7 protein-coding genes are annotated in these 17,982 nt (G+C 50.6%); 2 read left to right on the plus strand and 5 right to left on the minus strand.

The window, feature by feature from the left end:
• Positions 1-88 precede the first annotated feature (88 nt).
• Positions 89-1,057, plus strand: a complete 969-nt coding sequence (locus O4H49_RS17425) for a LysR family transcriptional regulator (RefSeq protein WP_269424723.1) — start codon at positions 89-91, stop codon at positions 1,055-1,057.
• Positions 1,058-1,127: 70 nt separating this feature from the next.
• Here O4H49_RS17425 and O4H49_RS17430 read toward each other — a convergent pair whose 3' ends face one another.
• From O4H49_RS17430 to O4H49_RS17445, 4 genes are all read right to left on the minus strand, one after another.
• On the minus strand, positions 1,128-11,690 hold the full coding sequence (locus tag O4H49_RS17430) for a hypothetical protein (protein ID WP_269424724.1): 10,563 nt from the start codon (positions 11,688-11,690) through the stop codon (positions 1,128-1,130).
• Between the two features lie 166 nt (positions 11,691-11,856).
• Entirely contained in the window at positions 11,857-12,888 is a 1,032-nt protein-coding gene (locus O4H49_RS17435; RefSeq protein WP_269424725.1) for a CsgG/HfaB family protein, read from the minus strand.
• A gap of 69 nt (positions 12,889-12,957) precedes the next feature.
• Complete coding sequence (locus O4H49_RS17440) at positions 12,958-13,605, minus strand: hypothetical protein (RefSeq protein ID WP_269424726.1); 648 nt, start codon at positions 13,603-13,605, stop codon at positions 12,958-12,960.
• Between the two features lie 238 nt (positions 13,606-13,843).
• Positions 13,844-14,734, minus strand: a complete 891-nt coding sequence (locus O4H49_RS17445) for a hydrogen peroxide-inducible genes activator (protein ID WP_269424727.1) — start codon at positions 14,732-14,734, stop codon at positions 13,844-13,846.
• 252 nt (positions 14,735-14,986) lie between these two features.
• Here O4H49_RS17445 and katG point away from each other — a divergent pair, with 252 nt between their 5' ends.
• On the plus strand, positions 14,987-17,185 hold the full coding sequence (gene katG, locus O4H49_RS17450; RefSeq protein WP_269424728.1) for a catalase/peroxidase HPI: 2,199 nt from the start codon (positions 14,987-14,989) through the stop codon (positions 17,183-17,185).
• Positions 17,186-17,337: 152 nt separating this feature from the next.
• Here katG and O4H49_RS17455 read toward each other — a convergent pair whose 3' ends face one another.
• Positions 17,338-17,823: a hypothetical protein gene (locus tag O4H49_RS17455; RefSeq protein ID WP_269424729.1), complete on the minus strand. Its 486-nt coding sequence runs from the start codon at positions 17,821-17,823 to the stop codon at positions 17,338-17,340.
• Positions 17,824-17,982: the final 159 nt, after the last annotated feature.

The raw sequence follows: 17,982 nt of genomic DNA on the forward strand, positions 1-17,982 counted from the left end.
TCGGGTTCATTTTTTTCTCCTTAAAACCTGTCAGATGGCGTACCATTGATCAAATAGATAGTTAGAATTACAACTATTGATGAGATTTATGATGACGGAATTACGAACAGATAGCGCGGAAAAGCTGGCTCGCGACATGGACTGGAATCTGTTGCGCACCTTTGTTGTTCTGGCAAAATCACGCAGTGTAACTGAGGCAGCCGAGAAAATGCGGTTAAAACAACCAACGGTCTCAAGTGCCCTTAAAAGGTTGGAAGATCGGCTTGGCAAGCGTCTGATAGACCGCTCTCCGGGGAATTTTCGCCTGACGAAAGCCGGAGAACTGCTCGAGAAAGAAGCCGTGGAGATACACGGCGCGATACTGCGTCTCAACACCCTGATGCGCGAAACTGTGGATGAAGTCCGAGGCCATGTTGAAATTGCCATGGCCAGCCATGTCATCAGTCCGCTTTTTGATACTACTTTGACCGAGTTTCACAAAAGCTATCCCCATGGTACCCTCACCATAGACATCTCGGCCAGCCGTCACGTAATAGAAAAGGTCATGTCCCGCCGTGCTTCTCTGGCAATCTGCCTGGTTAAAGATCGCAATCCCGCTCTGGAGTACAAACGGCTTTTCCGGGAGTATTTTGGGTTATTCTGTGGCCCCTCACATCCACTCTTTGGCCAGAAAGGGCTGACCAAAGCTGATCTGGCCGGGCATTCGACGGTAAGTTTTGTCACAGATCATATGAGTGATGCCCTCAGACCAGTAACCCTGATGCGTGCTGATGCGGATCTGGAAGACAGGGTCGTGGGAACTTCGGCCAACCTCGAAGAAGTACGACGGCTGATCATCGCCGGTCTGGGTATCGGCCCTCTGCCCATTCATGTGGTCAAACGGGATGTCGAAGACGGTCACCTCTGGCGGCTCCCGCCTTTTGATACACCGCCTGCTGTTGATGTTTATGTTGTCTGGAACCCCAAAGCCCGGCTGAACCGCGCGGAACAGGCATTTCTCGATCTGCTGCTGGACCAGATCGAGAAAACACCGATCACAGACCGGACTTACCTATAGATACATCTGTACCACCATCTGTTTTCCGCCCGTCAAAAGCCTGCGCCTTCCCTTCGTTTGGTTAGCGGATTCAACGGCTATCAAGTGACGCAACCTTCGGCGGCGTTCCATAGTGAGCCAGGTAATTGTCGTTTGATGCCTGGGGGGAAAGCTCAAACAACTTATGGATCTCAACCAGATCCATATTACCCCCGGGATTGAAGGCAATCTTGCCATCGAAAGGCAGTCTCATGGCCCTTCTGTTGAATTTGGCTCCATAATTTTCCCTGACCAGTTGACGGATATCATTGAGAACAAGTCCACGGGAATTTTTAAATTTTTGCCAAATATCAAGCTGTTCTGCCGTCGGCTTGTTGATCAGTTCCTGGACACCACGTGCATTATCATAACGTTCACGCGGCGTTTTCCCCTCCATCGCGACAATGCCACCAGGATCGAGGACCAGAACCCGCCACCTGTCTGTACCGGGCAATTTTTCAAAGGAATAATTGTCAGGCTTACCATCGAGCCAGGCAAGACCTCTGCGGTTTAGCTCTCGAACGGCCTGATCCAGCGCCAGAGTTTGCCCTTTGGTCAACTGCCCGCCCTGCTCGGCCATCATATCCTGAGCTGTACCATTCTCTGCTTTCTCGTTGATCTCGATAGACTGAGCCCGCCTCACTTCAAAATATCTTGTTGAAGTCTGTGTGACATCAAAGCGGGCAAAGCGTTGCACAATTCGGATAAAGCGGGTGTCCACCAGTTTTTCAAGGGCAAAGCGCCCGAACTCATCCAGAACCCGTGCATCCCAGGTCTCGGCTACGGTAAGCCTGACCACCCGACCGCTATTCCCAGCCTGCTCATAAACGTAACTGGTTGAACCGCTGCCAAGATATTTACCCAATGGCAGAAAATGTTTAGCCCCACTTGGGTCGGTAAAATTGAATTCCGTCTGGGCTTTTGCTGTTTGCCCGGTGTCACTGACCTGTACCCTGATGCCGCTCTCGCCAGAACCGCCCCCGGAAACCGGACCAGATCCCGGGGCTGGTGGGGGAACCTCCGCAAAAGCCTTGGCATTTTCAGCGGCCTTTTCCACCGCATTTTCTGCCGCAGGTTTGGTCCCCATATCCGGGTCGATATTATCATTGGCAGCTTCAAGCACCCTGCCTTCTGCCTGCCCTTCACTGGCCTTGGCTTGCCGCAGGCCCGACGTCTGGTTATAGAGCGCAGCCGTCAGGATATTGGCCGCCTTCTGTACGTCAGACAGATATTGTAACCCGGCCTCTTTTTCGATAGCTTCCCGTTCGATATCACTGAGTTCGCGACCGAGTTCTTTTTCCTTGGCTTCAATCAGGTCCTTGGCCAGGATTTCCCTGACCTTGGTCAGATCAGATCGGTTGTCGTTTAGTTCCACTGTTTCGCGAACAACCTTTTCCAACGATCCCAAACGCAGTCCGGCAATTTGGGCGGCATCCAGCGCCCTTATAAAGTATTTGGCTCCTTTCGAGGCCAGTTTTGCCGGATCACCCGAATGCCTGATTTCATGCAGCATGTGCGCAACCTGTTCAAAGTAGGATTGCCTGCCCTGTTCAGGTGTAAGATCAATCTTCAGCTTGGGTGCCGTATCTGCAAGAAGGCTCTCTGCCGTGATCGAACGTTTTGCCGCCTGGATGGTAAAGACCACATGCTCGATTGCTGCCTGGGTGTAATAGGCCTCCTGAGCGAAATAGAGTGCCTTGGACTGGGCATTACGCAGCTGCTGCCTCAGCGTAGCCTGCTCTGATCCTTTTGCCTTTTCAAAGGCCTCCCTGAGTTCCAGTATATCCTTCAGGGCACTTTCATAGAGACGGTTTTCAGCCGTGATCTGTAAATCCGCTTCCCTGACAGGATTGTCCTTGTCGTTACGCAACAGCTCCTTTTGCGCTTCTATGGCCTGTTTATATTCTCCATTATATTTTTCAGCGAGATTCAGTGATTCCAGAACCTCTGCACGTTTACCTTCCACAGTGTTTTCCAATATCCATTTTCTGTGGATATCCCAGGCCTCTTTAGGCAAGGCCTTGCGGGCAGAAAGATGAGCAAAAGCATCCTGGAAAACAACGTCTCCCTTGCCTGCCTCGATCAGGCTCTGGATTGTTTCCGTATAGGCATTGGTATCAAGGACCAGACCGGTTTCCCTGCCCCCGATTTCGCTCGCGGTTTTCCACCGGCTGGCAAAACGGGCGTTAAACAGAATAACCCCCAACGCCGCTTTCGGTCCGACAAAACTGATATCATAATCACTGGTGAGGTTTTCAGATCCAAAGGCCTGAACTTCACCCCCAATCTCCTGTATGATCTCATTGGCCAGATTATCCACAATCTGGCGACGAAGATTGACAAGCTTGCGCATGTCCTGCGGAGAGAGATTACCCTTCTCGTAATCTTTCCGGGCGGCATCCCAGTCACCTTTATAGGTTTCCATCAGGATCTTGGTTGGCCTGTCAACAAAAAGTAACCAGTCCAGATATTCAATTTCCCGGATCTGGGACTCACGAAGCTGACTCACTTTTGTCGTTGGCCCGGTTCCTTCAACAGGCGGCTTGCCAATGCTCTCGAGCCATCTGTTGATCCGCACTTCGTTCAGGCGTTGTAACGGGGTTTTTTCTTTACCTTCCAGTACCTTGCCTGTGCCTTTTAACATAACAATCGTCAAAAGGTTTCCAAGATAATCCTCCTGTGAAATCTGGTTGCCTTCCAATAGGGCATTCAACTGGGTCAACATCGCTGCCTCCCCGAAAATGGCACTGCCTTTTAACAGGCCGGACATCTGCTTTAACCCCATACGACCAGTCGCCTTGACCAGCCCTTCGGCCCCGGCACCAAAACCTTTTAAAGCACCAATAATCAATAGATTATGCGCATATTCCTTGAGAAGAGTTTCGCTTGACCAATAGCCGTCTTTCATCAAAAGAGCAGGATCCAGTGCCACCTGTGCAGTCCGGTTCAACAAGGTAAAAGCCCCCGCCTCGAGGGCCAACCCGGTACCATAGGCAAGGGCTTTCCCCCCGAGAGATCTTACAGCACCATAGGCCAGAACTTCGGCAGTCGCCCAACGACCAAACTTACCGGCAATCCCCCCCGGAAGAGCGATTGTGGCAAAGAGTTCTCCAGCCTGTTGCGCATTGACAAAACGATCGATTGTTCCCGCCACACCTGTTTGGGTTTTGGCAACAAAGCTACTGCCGACTTTCGTCGGCTCAAGCACGATCTGCTCGGGAATGACATAAACCCCATCCTTTAAGAAACCATGGGTGCGAAGTACTTCTTTATCAGCTTCACCAAGCTGTTCCGGAAGATTATGACCTGCCCGGATCAAGGCAATATTCAACTTCTGGCTCTCGGCTATCACCTCTTCCAGCGCAGCCTGGGTATCTTTCATCCCGCCCAGAAGATTTGCAGCCCGCGCAGGACCGGCTTTATACCATTCGATATGCAGATAACTCACAAAACTGTCCAGTTCCCCGGCCAGTGATGCTTCTCTTAAGGGAATCATGGCCCGGAAAAGCCGTTGGGGATCTTTCTCGATCAAGGCAGACTGATATTCTTCAATCAGCAGACGTTGCTGGTTCAGGACGATACGACCTTCAAGCTCCTGCGCAGCGCCCTTCATCAAACGTCCCGTTTGCGCCATCTGCTCGAACATTTCCAGAAGCGGGTTCGAGGACCCGACCAGGGCCCGCAAATACTTAGCTTCGGCATTGACCAGATTTTCATAAAGTTCACCACGTTCCTTACGTCCGCGGGTACGGTCTTCATTAATTAACTCGGCCCGTCTTTGATCCAGATACTTTAATTCTGCATCGTCCATCGCCAGGGTCAGCCAGTGGTTTCTGTACTTCTTCTCGTCAGCCTTATATTCCCGATCTCTCGGCGTGTTTTTATGATTGGCCAGAGTTTTTTCCCGCAAGCCCCTGCCAATTGTGAAATTGCCAAGGTTTTTCCGCTCCTCCCATATTTCATCTGCTGATTTTCCATTTGCATAAACCCCGGCAACCTCGCGCTGTATGGTTGTAATTTCCCATTCCCGATGATTTTTCGGCAAGAATGACCCATAACGCATGCCATACATCCGATAATCCGGTGCATTGAAAATTCCGGCGTTTTCAATGTAATAATCTTTAAATCCATCCCGGATGGCCCGTAAGTTATTCAGGCGGGACAACTGCTCTGCCAGATTTATTTTGGTGGTTTCGTTATCGCGCAGAACATCTCCCAGTCCATCAAAGGCCTTGAGGATCTGTGCTTCTTTCTGATCAACATCCTTGGTCGCCAGATCGATAAGCTCGGACATTTTTCTCTGCCGTGTCTTCGGATCTTCTGACAGCAGGCCGAGGCGTATTTTCAATTGGGCCAGAGAGCGCAACTCAAGTTGAATTTGCTCAAGGCTTCTCCTGTGCGTACTTTTCTGTTCTTTAACCCGTGCGGTTTTTGCAGCAACAGAAATGCGTTCCTTTAGATAGCCATCAAGCTTTTCAGTAATGGCCGCACCATTGTCACTCAGAAATTTTGCAAAAATCTTCCGATGAGCTTCGCTCAGGCGTGGATCCTGTGATCGCATCCGGATGCCATCCAGCAACCGCACAGCCTTCAGAAAGCCCCGGCCAATTTCTTCGGGGCCGTTCTCGTTTAACAGCTTTTCAATCTGTTTCTGTAGCGCTGTGCCAGCGATATCATATCGCCCTGCGTTTACAGCATTTTTTGCAACAGAACCGAGTTCATCAACCGTAACGCCCTCTCTGGTGACAGCCCCTCTCCAGGCAGCAGCCTTGTCAATTTCTTCTATCAGACGTTTACTAGAGGAAATCAGGGCTGCTTTGTACTTTTCATCCAGCCCCGCCGTTGATGATAACAGTCGTTGGAAGGCCTCAAGCTTTTTCTTTAATTCCAAATCATCCTGTGTACTGCCCAAGCCGCTGGCCATAATAGAGATTTCTGCAAATTCCAACTGGATATTCAGTCGTTGCCTTGTTCTCTCATCGATATCCTCGGCACTTTTGAGCACTTCGATAAGCGCCCGGGCTTTGGTGTGCTCGCCCTGTTCGACAAATCCGTTTAAAACAATGCTGGAAACGACAGGACCAATCTCGACCGGAATATTGCCCAACAGGGATTTCATGATTTCTGGCGTCGCTTCCTTACCAGTTCTTGCCAGCGACAACCGTATCTGGAGAGCAAGCAGGGATGGATCGTTTGATTTGCGCACCAGGGCCCTGTTAAGGACTTCACCTGCTTCGGTGAAGTTACCCTCACGCAGCAACCTTTCCGCCCAATGTAATGAAATCCCTGCAATAACCTTAGGGTCTTTTGCTGTTTCGAGAAATCCTTTCAGGGCCGTTTCGCGCAAAGCTCTGAGGTCGGAGAGTTTCCCCAGTTTCTCGCGTTCGCTGGCATTGAGGAAACCATAACGTTGCTCTATCTGTGTGACGATATCAATAAGGGCAAGAGATCGGCTTTGCTGAACCGACTGATCTTCGCTCTCAAGACTTTTCAATATCTCCATAGCCCCCGAAAGATCACCGCTATTCACAAGATTGCGAACCTGTTCCAAACGTGAAACAGCGTATTTTTTGCGCAGTGCTTCCTGGGTTTTGTTTTTCTCTGCAGAAAACTGGCGGCCATAAACGACAGCACGCATTTCATTGATCTTGACCAGTTGCCGGGTAAGTTCCGACGTAATACGTGTCTGTTCCGTTCCTTTGGGCATATCTTTCTGAACTTGCGCCAGCAGACGACGGACATTCAGATTTACATCTTCAAGTAATGTCATCAGCTTTTCAGCATCAGCCTGCTTCATCCCGCTCTCAACTCGTTCAAGCTGACGTTGCAGCTGTGAAATAAGCGGACGGAGCACTTTGGGGTCTGTTTCAGGCAAACGCGCCAGATCAACCAGGGAAGAAACAGCGTTCAGAAGAGCAAGAGCTGAGGCACCAGGGACATTCATCTTTTCATGCTGTTGAGCCTCCAGCCGGGATTTGAGCTGTCTGTAAGAGGCTGTTAGATAGCCGGTCTCGCGATCGTTTGTTCCCTTTTTTCTTGATGCAAGTATCTCGGCCAGGAATTTAAGCCGGGGCTCTTCATTCACCTTCTGTGACGACTCTCCACTGCCCGATGCCAGCTCCTGGTTTATCCTTCGGAAAAGAGCATCAAGAAGAACCGCCGCATCAGGTTTCAGGCCATTGTCAACCAGTTCATCAAGCGCTTCGTCAAGTATCTGCTCGGTTGTATCGGCCCCGAACCTTTGCGTCATGTCAGAAAGCACTCCCGGCAGGATACCTGCCGCTGGATCCTCTTTGGCAAAGGCAGGAAGAACGTCCGTGTTGATCCATTGAACCAGAGAACCCACCGCTTCCAGTTCAGAAGGTTTCGTCCGGACTTCCTGTTCAGCTGGATAACTGGCCTTTGTTAGCCTGATCCTTTTTTTCTCAGCTTCAAGAGCCGCCTTCTGGGTTTCGAACACCTGGGCGAGACTGTTCTGGCCAATTTTGCGATAATGCACTGCAGCTGTCTCAAAAGCCTTGATATTTTCCGTCAGAATCAGCTCGGTGGACTGTTTGGGATTTTGTTCTACAGATCTATTTGTTTGGGATTGTAATTTCTTTCGCTCATTTTCCAGCTGCTCTGTCAAACTGTCACGACTGGCGAACATCACTTCGCGCTGGTCGCTCAAAGATTTTGCCAGACCGGGAACATTACTGTTTTCCGTCGCAGTCATGGTCTCTTCAACGGTCTCGATAGACTTGTTGAGGCTCGCGATCGCAGTACTCAGCTCTTTAGTCCTGGCGTTGTCCGGAATTTTTGCTGACGCTACAGTAACGGGAGCCGGTTTTTCGACGGGAGGGAGCGCTTCCCCTCTGCCAAGCAGACGGTCAATCGTATTCAATCCTTTTGGATTGTTTTTCGCTTTTTCTTTCTCTAGTGCCCTTTGCCTTTCCAGCGCCTTTGCCACCTGTTGACGACTTGCTTCCAGCGCCTGTTTTTGAGCGATGAGCCCTTGGGACAAGGGTTGGTTGCCATTGCCTGCAACAGCATTCTCAACATTGCTAATAGCCGAAATATTCAGGTCCAGATTGGCGAGAGCCTGCTTTAACTGCTCCGTTTTACGTGATTCTGTTCTGGTTCGGGTTTGTGCCTTGGCAACTTCGACCTGGTCTTTCTGTGTCCGGGTTCGTTGTTTTTCCTGATCCAGCTGCTTCTCAAGCGTGGCTCTTGAAGTAAAAAGTGCTTCTCTTTGCAGATCCAGACCCGTATCCAGGCCGACAAGTTTAAGAGATCTTGCTGCTATCATCGTTTTCTCGACAGCTTCGATCGTATCATCCAGACCTGAAATGGCGTTTTCCAGCTTGATAACAGCTTCACTTTTCTTTGGTGTATCGCTGGCTGTCAGCTGACGGACCGTCTGGTCCGCTGATGCCACCAGATCAACCCTGGGGCCTGTTGCTTCTTCCGATGTGATCAAGCCCGATAATGCAGCACCCGCAACACCTCCAAGACCGGAAGCCACCCTGCTCAGTTCTCTCTGGTCTTTATCAAGCAGTTTTTCTACGACACCCGTGCCGGATTTCCCCGGTTCAGCCGGAAGCCCTGCAAGACTTACTTTCCTGTTGGTCACCTCTGCAACCTTGCGGCGGTTTTCCTCTATTTCCTTGAAGGTTCCAATGACCTGGTCCCGGGCCGTGTTCCAGGTAATCGCCCCACCTCGGGTCATCGGGGTTGGGGTGAATTTCCCATCCTGAAGCGTCCCTTTAACCCCCAGGCTATCCAACTTGCCAACAACCTGATTTTGCTTGGCCTTGATCTGATCTCTCTGAAAGGCGAGGACCTCTGTCTGTTGCGCCTGTTGCGCGGTCAGTCCCCCCTGGGACTGGAAAGAAGCAAGCTTGCGCGAAACTGCATCAAGTTCAGTGCCAAGCTTGGCCAATTTCATTTGCTGGTCAGCTACAGCAGCTACATTATTCGCCAAAACCTTGCGATCAACCTTTCCATCCGGACCAAGGGCCAGACCACTGGCTGCGTCAGTGTTATACAAGCCGACCTGCCTGCTGAAGATGTCCACCTCGACATCTGGCAACATTCCCCGCATCTCCTTGCGGATTGCATCAGCTTGATCCCGCAGTTCAGTTGACCGCAAGCCATCGCTGTAATTTTGCAGTTCTTGATCTGCCTCGTGAAACGCTCCGGTAGCTTTCAAAAGCTTGGCACGGTTTTCTGCTACCTTCTCCCTCAGGGCCTTGGGGCCGGTAAAGGTCTTGTTCATCTGCTGCCGCAGCTCTTCTTCAGACCGCATACCACTGACATCAAAATCAATATATTCGGTATCCCCTGCCTCAACGAGGGCCTGCTGGGCCTTCTTGACTTCCTCCAAAGCATCAAAGCGTGCCTGATCCCTGCGTCGCTGTTCCTTCAACTCGTTGGTATAGCGGCTGTCCTTATCACCATTTTCTGCCTTGATCTGTTTTTCTACCTGCTCCAGCTTGTCTGCCAGCTGACCAAATTTTGCCAGACTTTCCGGCGATCCTCCTTTGGGAATTTCACCCGATGCCAGGGCCTTTTCAGCTGCATCCAGGCGCTCAAGCGCCGAATCATACTGAGCACCAACCTTTTCAAGTTCGCCAAGCTCCATACCTTTAATGGACTTGGCTTCATAGAAGGAATTCATGAATTCCTTGGGAATATCCCCACCGACAGTCGGGCCGATTGGACCCGACAGGAACCCCTTGTCCTTTTGGCTTTTATCAAAGGCTTTTTGGGCAGCCTCCAGCTCAGCACCCAACCCCAGCGCATTGGCCTCGGCAACAAAAACCGCTTCCTTTGCTTCGGCCTGGGCAGATTCATTCTGCTCAAGCAGGCCTTCCAGTCCCCGCATCTGCTTGCGGAAATCAGAAGCTTCGTTTTCCGTAATACCTTTGCCGTGTTTTTGCCAGTCGGCTTTTTGGCGAAGATCCGCCATGGCCCGTTTGATCTGCTCTTCCTGTTCCGCCAGCTGTTTCACTTTTTTATCGGCTTTATGTTTATCAAACTCGGCATCGTTCATACCAAATTTGTGATCTTTCATATCCTCGACCAGCTGGGCTGCTTTCTGGTGTTCCTTGACATCCTTGTTAAATTGCTTGGCTTCATCACGCAGGGCAGTTCCAGCATTTCTGTGGCTATGCTTAGCAGCCTGATTATCTGCGCGAAGCCGTCTTATATTCTGACAGGCTGAACTCCGGCAATTGGGGTCGCCATCTCTGCGCATCTCGTCTTCTATTTCACGCAGGTTTTTATCTTCACGCTCAAGATCTTCCCCATCTTTTTCATGTTTCTCGGCTTTTCGTTTCAGTTCCTTGTTTTTGCGTTCAAGCTCTTTACGCTCTTCCTCAAGCTTTTCTTCTGCTTCTCTTCGCGCCTTGTACTTTTTGTCTTTCTCCCGACGCTCCATTTCCTCTTTCATCCGCCTTCTGGCTTCTTCCAGCTTCTTCTTCAGCTTTTTCTTTTTCTCCAGCTCTTCCTTTATCTTTTTCTCTTTTTCGGCATTTTCTTTATCTTCTTTATCTGCCACCTCCTCAATATCCTTGGGATCAACAACAATCTCGAGGGTTGCTGTCTCGATCATCGCAAGGGAAGCATTACCAGCAGCACGGACCACTTCTCCAACCTGGTTGATCAGGCTGTTCAGATTTGGACCAGACCATTCGCGGACCGTATCAATGCTGCTGATCGGGGCGACATCTTCGCGTATCAGATTTCTTTTTGCCCGCTCCTCCGAAGCCTTGCGCAGGGCAGTAATTTGCTCAAGCGTCATTCCCGGTTCTTTTTTCTTTTTCTCGTGTTGAACCTCATTACTTCCCTGGGCGACAGTTCCTCCTTCTTCGGTTATCACAGCAGCTTCGCCACTTTCGGCTATTACTTCCTCAGCCTTGGTTTCAGCATCGGCTGCAACATCAGAGGATCCTTCGGTACTGTCCGCTGAAATTTCACTTGAAGTGGCCGCAACAGAAGAAGGAGCAGCAGGTACTTCCCCTGTGTTTTCTGTTTCTCTCTGTATCGCGACGACCGGGACCGAGGGAGCAGATATCCCCTCAGATCCACTGTTTACCCGATTAACAGAAGGTGGTGCTGGTGGTGCTGGCGCAACGGTTAAGCCGGTATTACCTCCGGAGACCGTTTCAGTCCGACTTGCCCCGGGTACTGTCATTCCCAACACATTCGGTTGATAAGGCGCAGCTATTGCTGGAGCAGGCGACGAAGTCTCACTGGTCGTGACAGAAGTGGTCGCAGGAGAAACGTTATAGGTTTGAATGTTATAGGTCGGGACCGGAGTTTCTATGACATTGAACGTCGGCAACGTTGGGCGATAGGGTTGGCTTGGGCTATAGGGGGAAACGTATCCTTCAGCCTGCCGCGCTTGAGTAGCCTGGGTGGCTTGAGTGGCCTGGGTGGCATAACCACCGTAAGTCGCGCTCTGTCCCGGAGTAAAAACGCTATAGCCCTGATTTTGATAGATAGAGGGAACTTCCTGCCCCTGAGGTTCTTTGGGAAAGATAAAAAGAGCCAGAGTAAACAGGAAAATACGGTATTTGTTATAGCTCGAAAGAGAGGGGTATATCGACCCCTGAAGTAAAAACCCACCCATCAAAAATCTCCCATATCCTGTCCGATAGGGATTACCTCAATGACAGCGGTGGCCAGTAGCTTGCTGCTACCAAACAGTATCCTGTGTATTTTTAAGTCACCATCACCTCGATTTGAAGCAACCCTAAATGCAAGCTTTCTTGTTCCATCTTCCGCTAGCCGAGCCACTAGCGAACAAGAACGATCACGTCTCCTCGTTGCGGTGCATCAATGTCCAAAGGGACAAAGCCCCCAAAGGAAACCTTTTCAAGCACATCAGATACAGTCACCAGTCCAAGCTCTTTTTTCCGGATCATCAGGACTTCACCTGTTTGAGGATCGGTAAGTTTTTTAACAACCCGCTCCACCATAAACTTGTCATTGGCCTGAATACCCGAACTGGTACCAGCATTGATATAAACCTGCCCTTCATCAAAATCGACCACCTGCCCCGTCCAGGCTACCGTATTGGTCTTCGCCGCAATCAACTGAACAGCATGGGTAATGGCTTTTCTCGTGGCCTCGCCCAAAGGAGTTTTATAAAACTGGTTTGTACCCAGGCTGACGCCCTCGTACCCAAGAGACAGGTCCCAGGAAGAATTATCAATCGGCTCTGACACCCGGTATACCTCCTCGACCTGAGACGTCGTGGCATTCACAAGCCGGATATCCATTGCCACCTTTCCCGAGGCTGATTGCCTGGAAAGGCCTCCACTGAAAAGATTGCCAATTGTACCGGTAGAAACCCCAAGTCCAAAACCACCGCCCTGATCATCGGTACCGAATTCGGTGACTGATCCATAGATCAAAAAATTCAGCCCCGTTACCTGTCCCAGTTCCGGCCCGGTCGTCGGGCTTGTTATGTTCTGCCCCTTCATCTGCTGTTCCGCCAGAACCTGCTGAACATTCGCACGTTCGACCACAATAAAACGGCCGGACTCAACCAGAGCCGAAGTCATCATGGCAGACAAACCACCACCGATATCCCAATCCCCGTACTTCTGTTCAAAAGCGCCAATCGCATCAAACTTTCCAACCGACACCACCCTTTTAGGTCCGGCGATCTCCTGTACCGGTTCGGTCAGTACTGTAATTTTCTCGCCATCAGCATCAGTTGATGTCTGGGAATGGACAGGTGACAGGGACAGGGTAAAAAACAAAAGCACCACTGTAAAAATCTGTCCGATTTTCGAGAGAGACTGCAACTGAAGCCCAAGCATAGTTGTATAACCTTTCCTGATGCATTAACCCGAAATCAAGAACTCCCTCAGCCATCCATGAAACAGATGTTACTGTGGCATCCAGATCCCGGTCGTTTTATCAATCCGATATCTTTCAACTAGCGAGCCATCAACAGTGATGACATCAGCAACAATGAAACCTTCTTCATTGCTGATCTCACCAACTTTCAACCGTGGATTTCCATTTACCATCAACTGGTACTCGAGAAGCAGACGAACCGCTTTCTCATTCGGCCCCGTGGGTCCGTAAACACTCTCGACCTCGGATCCTGATGGAGAGCGGACAACACTCAACGCCCGCGGCAAGCTTTGCGTGGGCCCATCAGTACTGGAATAAGAATTTTGATCCTCAGCAAGAGCACGGACAATATTCGACAGAATATTAATCTGTTGTGTCAGTGCATAATAATCAATCTGACGGTCTTTGGGGTCACGATAGATATTCTCATAACCAAGTTGTGATTGGGCCCGAGCTTTAGAGGCTTCTCGTAATTGTTGCGCCTGGAGATGCTGTCGCTCTTCCAGTGTGATTTCATCAGAGAATGTAACCTTGGGATAACCAACAAAACTTACCAAAAGTAAAAATGCGACACTCAAACAAAGGCCATTTTTACCGGCTAACAATCTCCTGAATTCAAAGGGAACATCCATTGATCTTCCAAACAAATTTACGGAGGTATTGTCGTTATTACGCAACTATTGTACAGAAATAGCCAAAATTAAGCAACAAGAGCTATCCCCTTGCCACAACAGAGATAAACACAACCTACAACCATAGATAAATCATCTTAAATTTCTTATGAAGACAAAAAATTACTTGATCCTTGCTCAGGATTTATTCTTTTCAACCGAGCAAATATTTGCACGGCACTTCAACTGAACTGTTAACTCCGTACCATGAGGCTCTGGGTTTGATTTTGCTACACTCCAGCAATCAGGAATTTCGAAACAATTCTGCCAGGAGTTCAAACTCGGTAACACGCGGGGATGATGCTCGCCATACCAACCCTATTTGACGCGATGTCCGCCTTTGAAGAGGGATCAATCTGATATCCTGTGTTGGTGACATCCCGGCATCTACCGCCATTTGCGGAAGCAGTGTCACGCCAATTCCAGAAGCCACCATTTGCACCAAAGTTTGCAAACTCGTCGCATCGAATTGAACCCGGACAGGTGAATTATTTAAACTGCAGGCTTCAAGAGCATGACTTCGAAGACAATGCCCCTCTTCAAGCAGAAACAGCGGTTGATTGATCAGATCATCATCCGTGATCGTTTCATTTCCTGACAAAGGGTGTTCTGCATGACAGGCAAGCTGGAAAGCGTCATCGAACAAAACACGTACAGTCAAATTTTCAGTGCTGTAGGGAAGCGCGATCAATGCGACATCAAGATCGCCGTCTCTTAGGCGAGAGAGAAGAACAGCGGTTTGCTCTTCACGCAGATACAGCCGTAATTTCGGATACCGCTCCCCAATCACAGGAAGTATTTTCGGTAATATGAAGGGTCCGACTGTTGGAATGGCACCAAGTTTCATATCACCCGTCATCGGTTCTTTTTGAGTGGATGCCAGCTTCATAACGTCTTCGGCATCCCGGAGTAACCGGCGCGCTCGTTCGGCGATCTCCAGACCGATTGGCGTGACAAAAACCGTTCGCTTGGTTCGCTCGGCCACCGCCACTCCAAGAACATTCTCCAGATCACGAATGCCCGCACTAAAGGTCGAAGGCGTCACGTTGCAGCGTTCGGCAGCCTGGGCAAAGTGCAGGGTTTCGGCAAGAGCTGTCAGATATTGCAGCTGCTTGAGACTTGGTAACTGTTTCATAGATGGCTCAATATAATTCGGAAATTACGAATACAATATCAAATTTATATCGTTTCACAAAATTATATCAAGCCCGTAAGCTTCTTTAAGTGAACTCAGATTACCCGAAGCGACCTATAAAACAGGGACCAAACAACGCCAGGTTTACCAACCCGAGAGCATAAATTTACGAGAAAGCTGCAGAGAAACAGCACACGATGCTAAGCTGCCCCCAGACTGATTAAAACCAACCATCAAATCAGGAGAAAATTCATGAGTAAATCGACCGGAAACACTGCAGGCAAGTGCCCTATGGGCCATTCAGCCAGTGGTGGCGGGACAACGAACCGGGACTGGTGGCCAAACCAGCTCAATCTCAAAATTCTCCATCAGAACTCTTCCCTGTCCAACCCCATGGGCAAGGCCTTCAACTATTCCGAAGCTTTCAAGAAGCTTGATTTGGCTGCGCTGAAGAAAGACCTAAATGCGCTGATGACAGACTCCCAGGAATGGTGGCCCGCTGACTATGGACATTATGGTGGTCTCTTCATCCGTATGGCCTGGCACAGTGCCGGGACTTACCGGACCGGCGATGGTCGCGGAGGATCCTCATCAGGCTCGCAACGTTTTGCTCCCCTCAACAGCTGGCCGGACAATGGCAATCTCGACAAGGCCCGTCGGTTGCTTTGGCCGATCAAACAAAAATACGGCAACAGTATCTCCTGGGCCGATCTAATGATTCTTGCAGGCAACGTTGCGCTGGAATCCATGGGTTTCAAAACTTTTGGTTTCGGTGGTGGTCGCGAAGACATCTGGGAACCTGAAGAAGACATCTACTGGGGTACAGAAACCGAATGGCTTGGTGACAAACGCTACAGCGGTGATCGGGAACTCGAAGGTCCTCTTGCTGCCGTCCAGATGGGACTGATCTATGTAAACCCGGAAGGCCCTAATGGCGAACCGGACCCGGTTAAGTCAGGTCGCGATATTCGCGAGACCTTCGCGCGGATGGCGATGAACGACTACGAAACCGTCGCCCTCACCGCTGGCGGTCATACCTTCGGCAAGGCTCACGGGGCCGGCGACCCTGCTCATGTTGGCCCGGAACCCGAGGGTGCACCAATCGAGGCACAGGGTCTGGGCTGGCTCTCGACTTACAAGAGCGCCAAGGGACGTGATGCAATCACCAGCGGCATTGAAGGCGCCTGGACACCAACTCCGACAAAGTGGGACATGAGCTATTTCGACGTACTATTCGGCTATGAGTGGGAACTGACCAAAAGCCCCGCCGGGGCTCAACAGTGGAAACCCAAAGGGCTGAAGCAAGAGGACATGGCGCCAGATCCGGAAGATCCGGCTAAGAAAATGCCGATTATGATGACAACCGCTGATATGGCGATGCGCATGGATCCGGCCTACGAAAAAATCTCACGCCACTTTCATGCCAACCCGCAAGAGTTCGCCGATGCCTTTGCCCGGGCCTGGTACAAACTGACCCACCGCGACATGGGGCCCGTCACACGCTATCTCGGTTCGGAAGTGCCGGATGAAGAACTGCTGTGGCAAGATCCGATCCCGGCAGCAGATCACAAATTGATTGATGTCGCTGATGTCACCGATCTCAAAGCCCGTGTTCTCGCGTCTGGCCTTTCGATCTCTGAACTGGTTTCCACCGCCTGGGCATCAGCTTCGACTTTCCGTGGTTCCGACAAACGCGGCGGGGCAAATGGCGCCCGTATCCGCCTCGCCCCGCAGAAGGACTGGGAGGTCAACCAGCCCAAGCAGCTGAATAAGGTGCTCGCAGCTCTCGAGAAGATCCAGAAAACGTTCAACAGCGCCCAGTCTGGTGGAAAAACTGTGTCGCTTGCTGATCTGATCGTTCTTGGCGGTTGCGCCGCCGTCGAACAGGCCGCAAAGAACGCCGGGCACAACATCGAGGTCCCCTTCACAGCGGGCCGGACAGATGCCACACAGGCACAAACCGATGTGGAATCCTTCGCAGTACTCGAACCAGTTGCCGACGGCTTTCGCAACTACCTCAAGACCGAATACAGTGTTCCGGCGGAAAAGCTTCTGGTTGACCGGGCTCAATTACTGACCCTGACAGCACCAGAGATGACAGTCCTGGTCGGCGGCATGCGCGTCTTGAACACCAACTTTGGACAGTCCGACGAAGGCGTCCTCACAAAACGCCCCGGAACCCTGAGCAACGACTTCTTCGTTAACCTGCTCGACATGAATACAGAGTGGAAAGCCGTTTCAGGTTCTGACCAACAGTTCAAGGGAGTGGATCGCAGCACAGGAAAGGTAAAGTGGACAGGCAGCCGTGTCGATCTTGTCTTCGGATCCAATTCGCAACTGCGGGCTCTCGCAGAGGTTTATGCCTGTAACGACGCCGGCGAAGCCTTTGTTCATGACTTCGTGGCCGCCTGGAACAAGGTCATGAATGCTGATCGTTTCGACCAGGTCTGATCCTCGCCTGATCTTGGTCTAAAGCCCCGGACACGGCCCTGAACCGGCTGTGTCCGGGGCATATTCTAATCAGTACATGCTCCCCGGCGAAGACAACAGAAAAAGAGTTTTCATATACTTCCCCAAAAGATCTCATCCCCAAAAAAGATGCCTTATTCCTGCGTCAGCCGCATGACCCCTACTGCAGCGTGATTGTGAGCATTCACGACGGCAGAATTGCCGATGCCCACCCGGGCCAATCCTCCTGAAAACCGCCCCTCATTGATAAAAATCCCGAGAACAGGGGCTTCCTGGCGTTCGATAAAATCTCCCTGGGGTGTCATGGCCACTACCGTCTGGTTAACTGGCCGGACACGTTTTTGCAGGACAAAAAGCTCGGTCCCATTCACAGCTTGCTCCAACAGCTCCTGCCAGCGGGTCTCTGTCTGTTCCCAACCACAAAACACCTCCATTCCTCCATAGCCAATCGCGGCTTTCAAAACCCACTTCTCTCTTTCAAATCTCCCCTGAAGCACGTTCAGGTCGGGAGTAACACAACAGGTTTCAGGAATGTATTTCAGAACAAGATCCTGATCTATCTGCTGCAACAAACCCTTTCGAGCCTTCTCATGAAGGATTGCGAGGCCCGCCTTGCTCATCAGGAGATCTGAGGCCAGTGGATTGATCGAGAATACATCTGGTCGATCAATTGCAGATCTTTCATTAGAAAAATTCTGGCATAGTTCATATCAATACAGATGATTTTCAGTCAGGAACAAATTGAACATAGATTAACAATTGAAGGAGAAATTACTGGA

The sequence above is a fragment of the Kiloniella laminariae genome, assembly GCF_027214005.1.
Lineage (GTDB): Bacteria > Pseudomonadota > Alphaproteobacteria > Kiloniellales > Kiloniellaceae > Kiloniella > Kiloniella laminariae_A.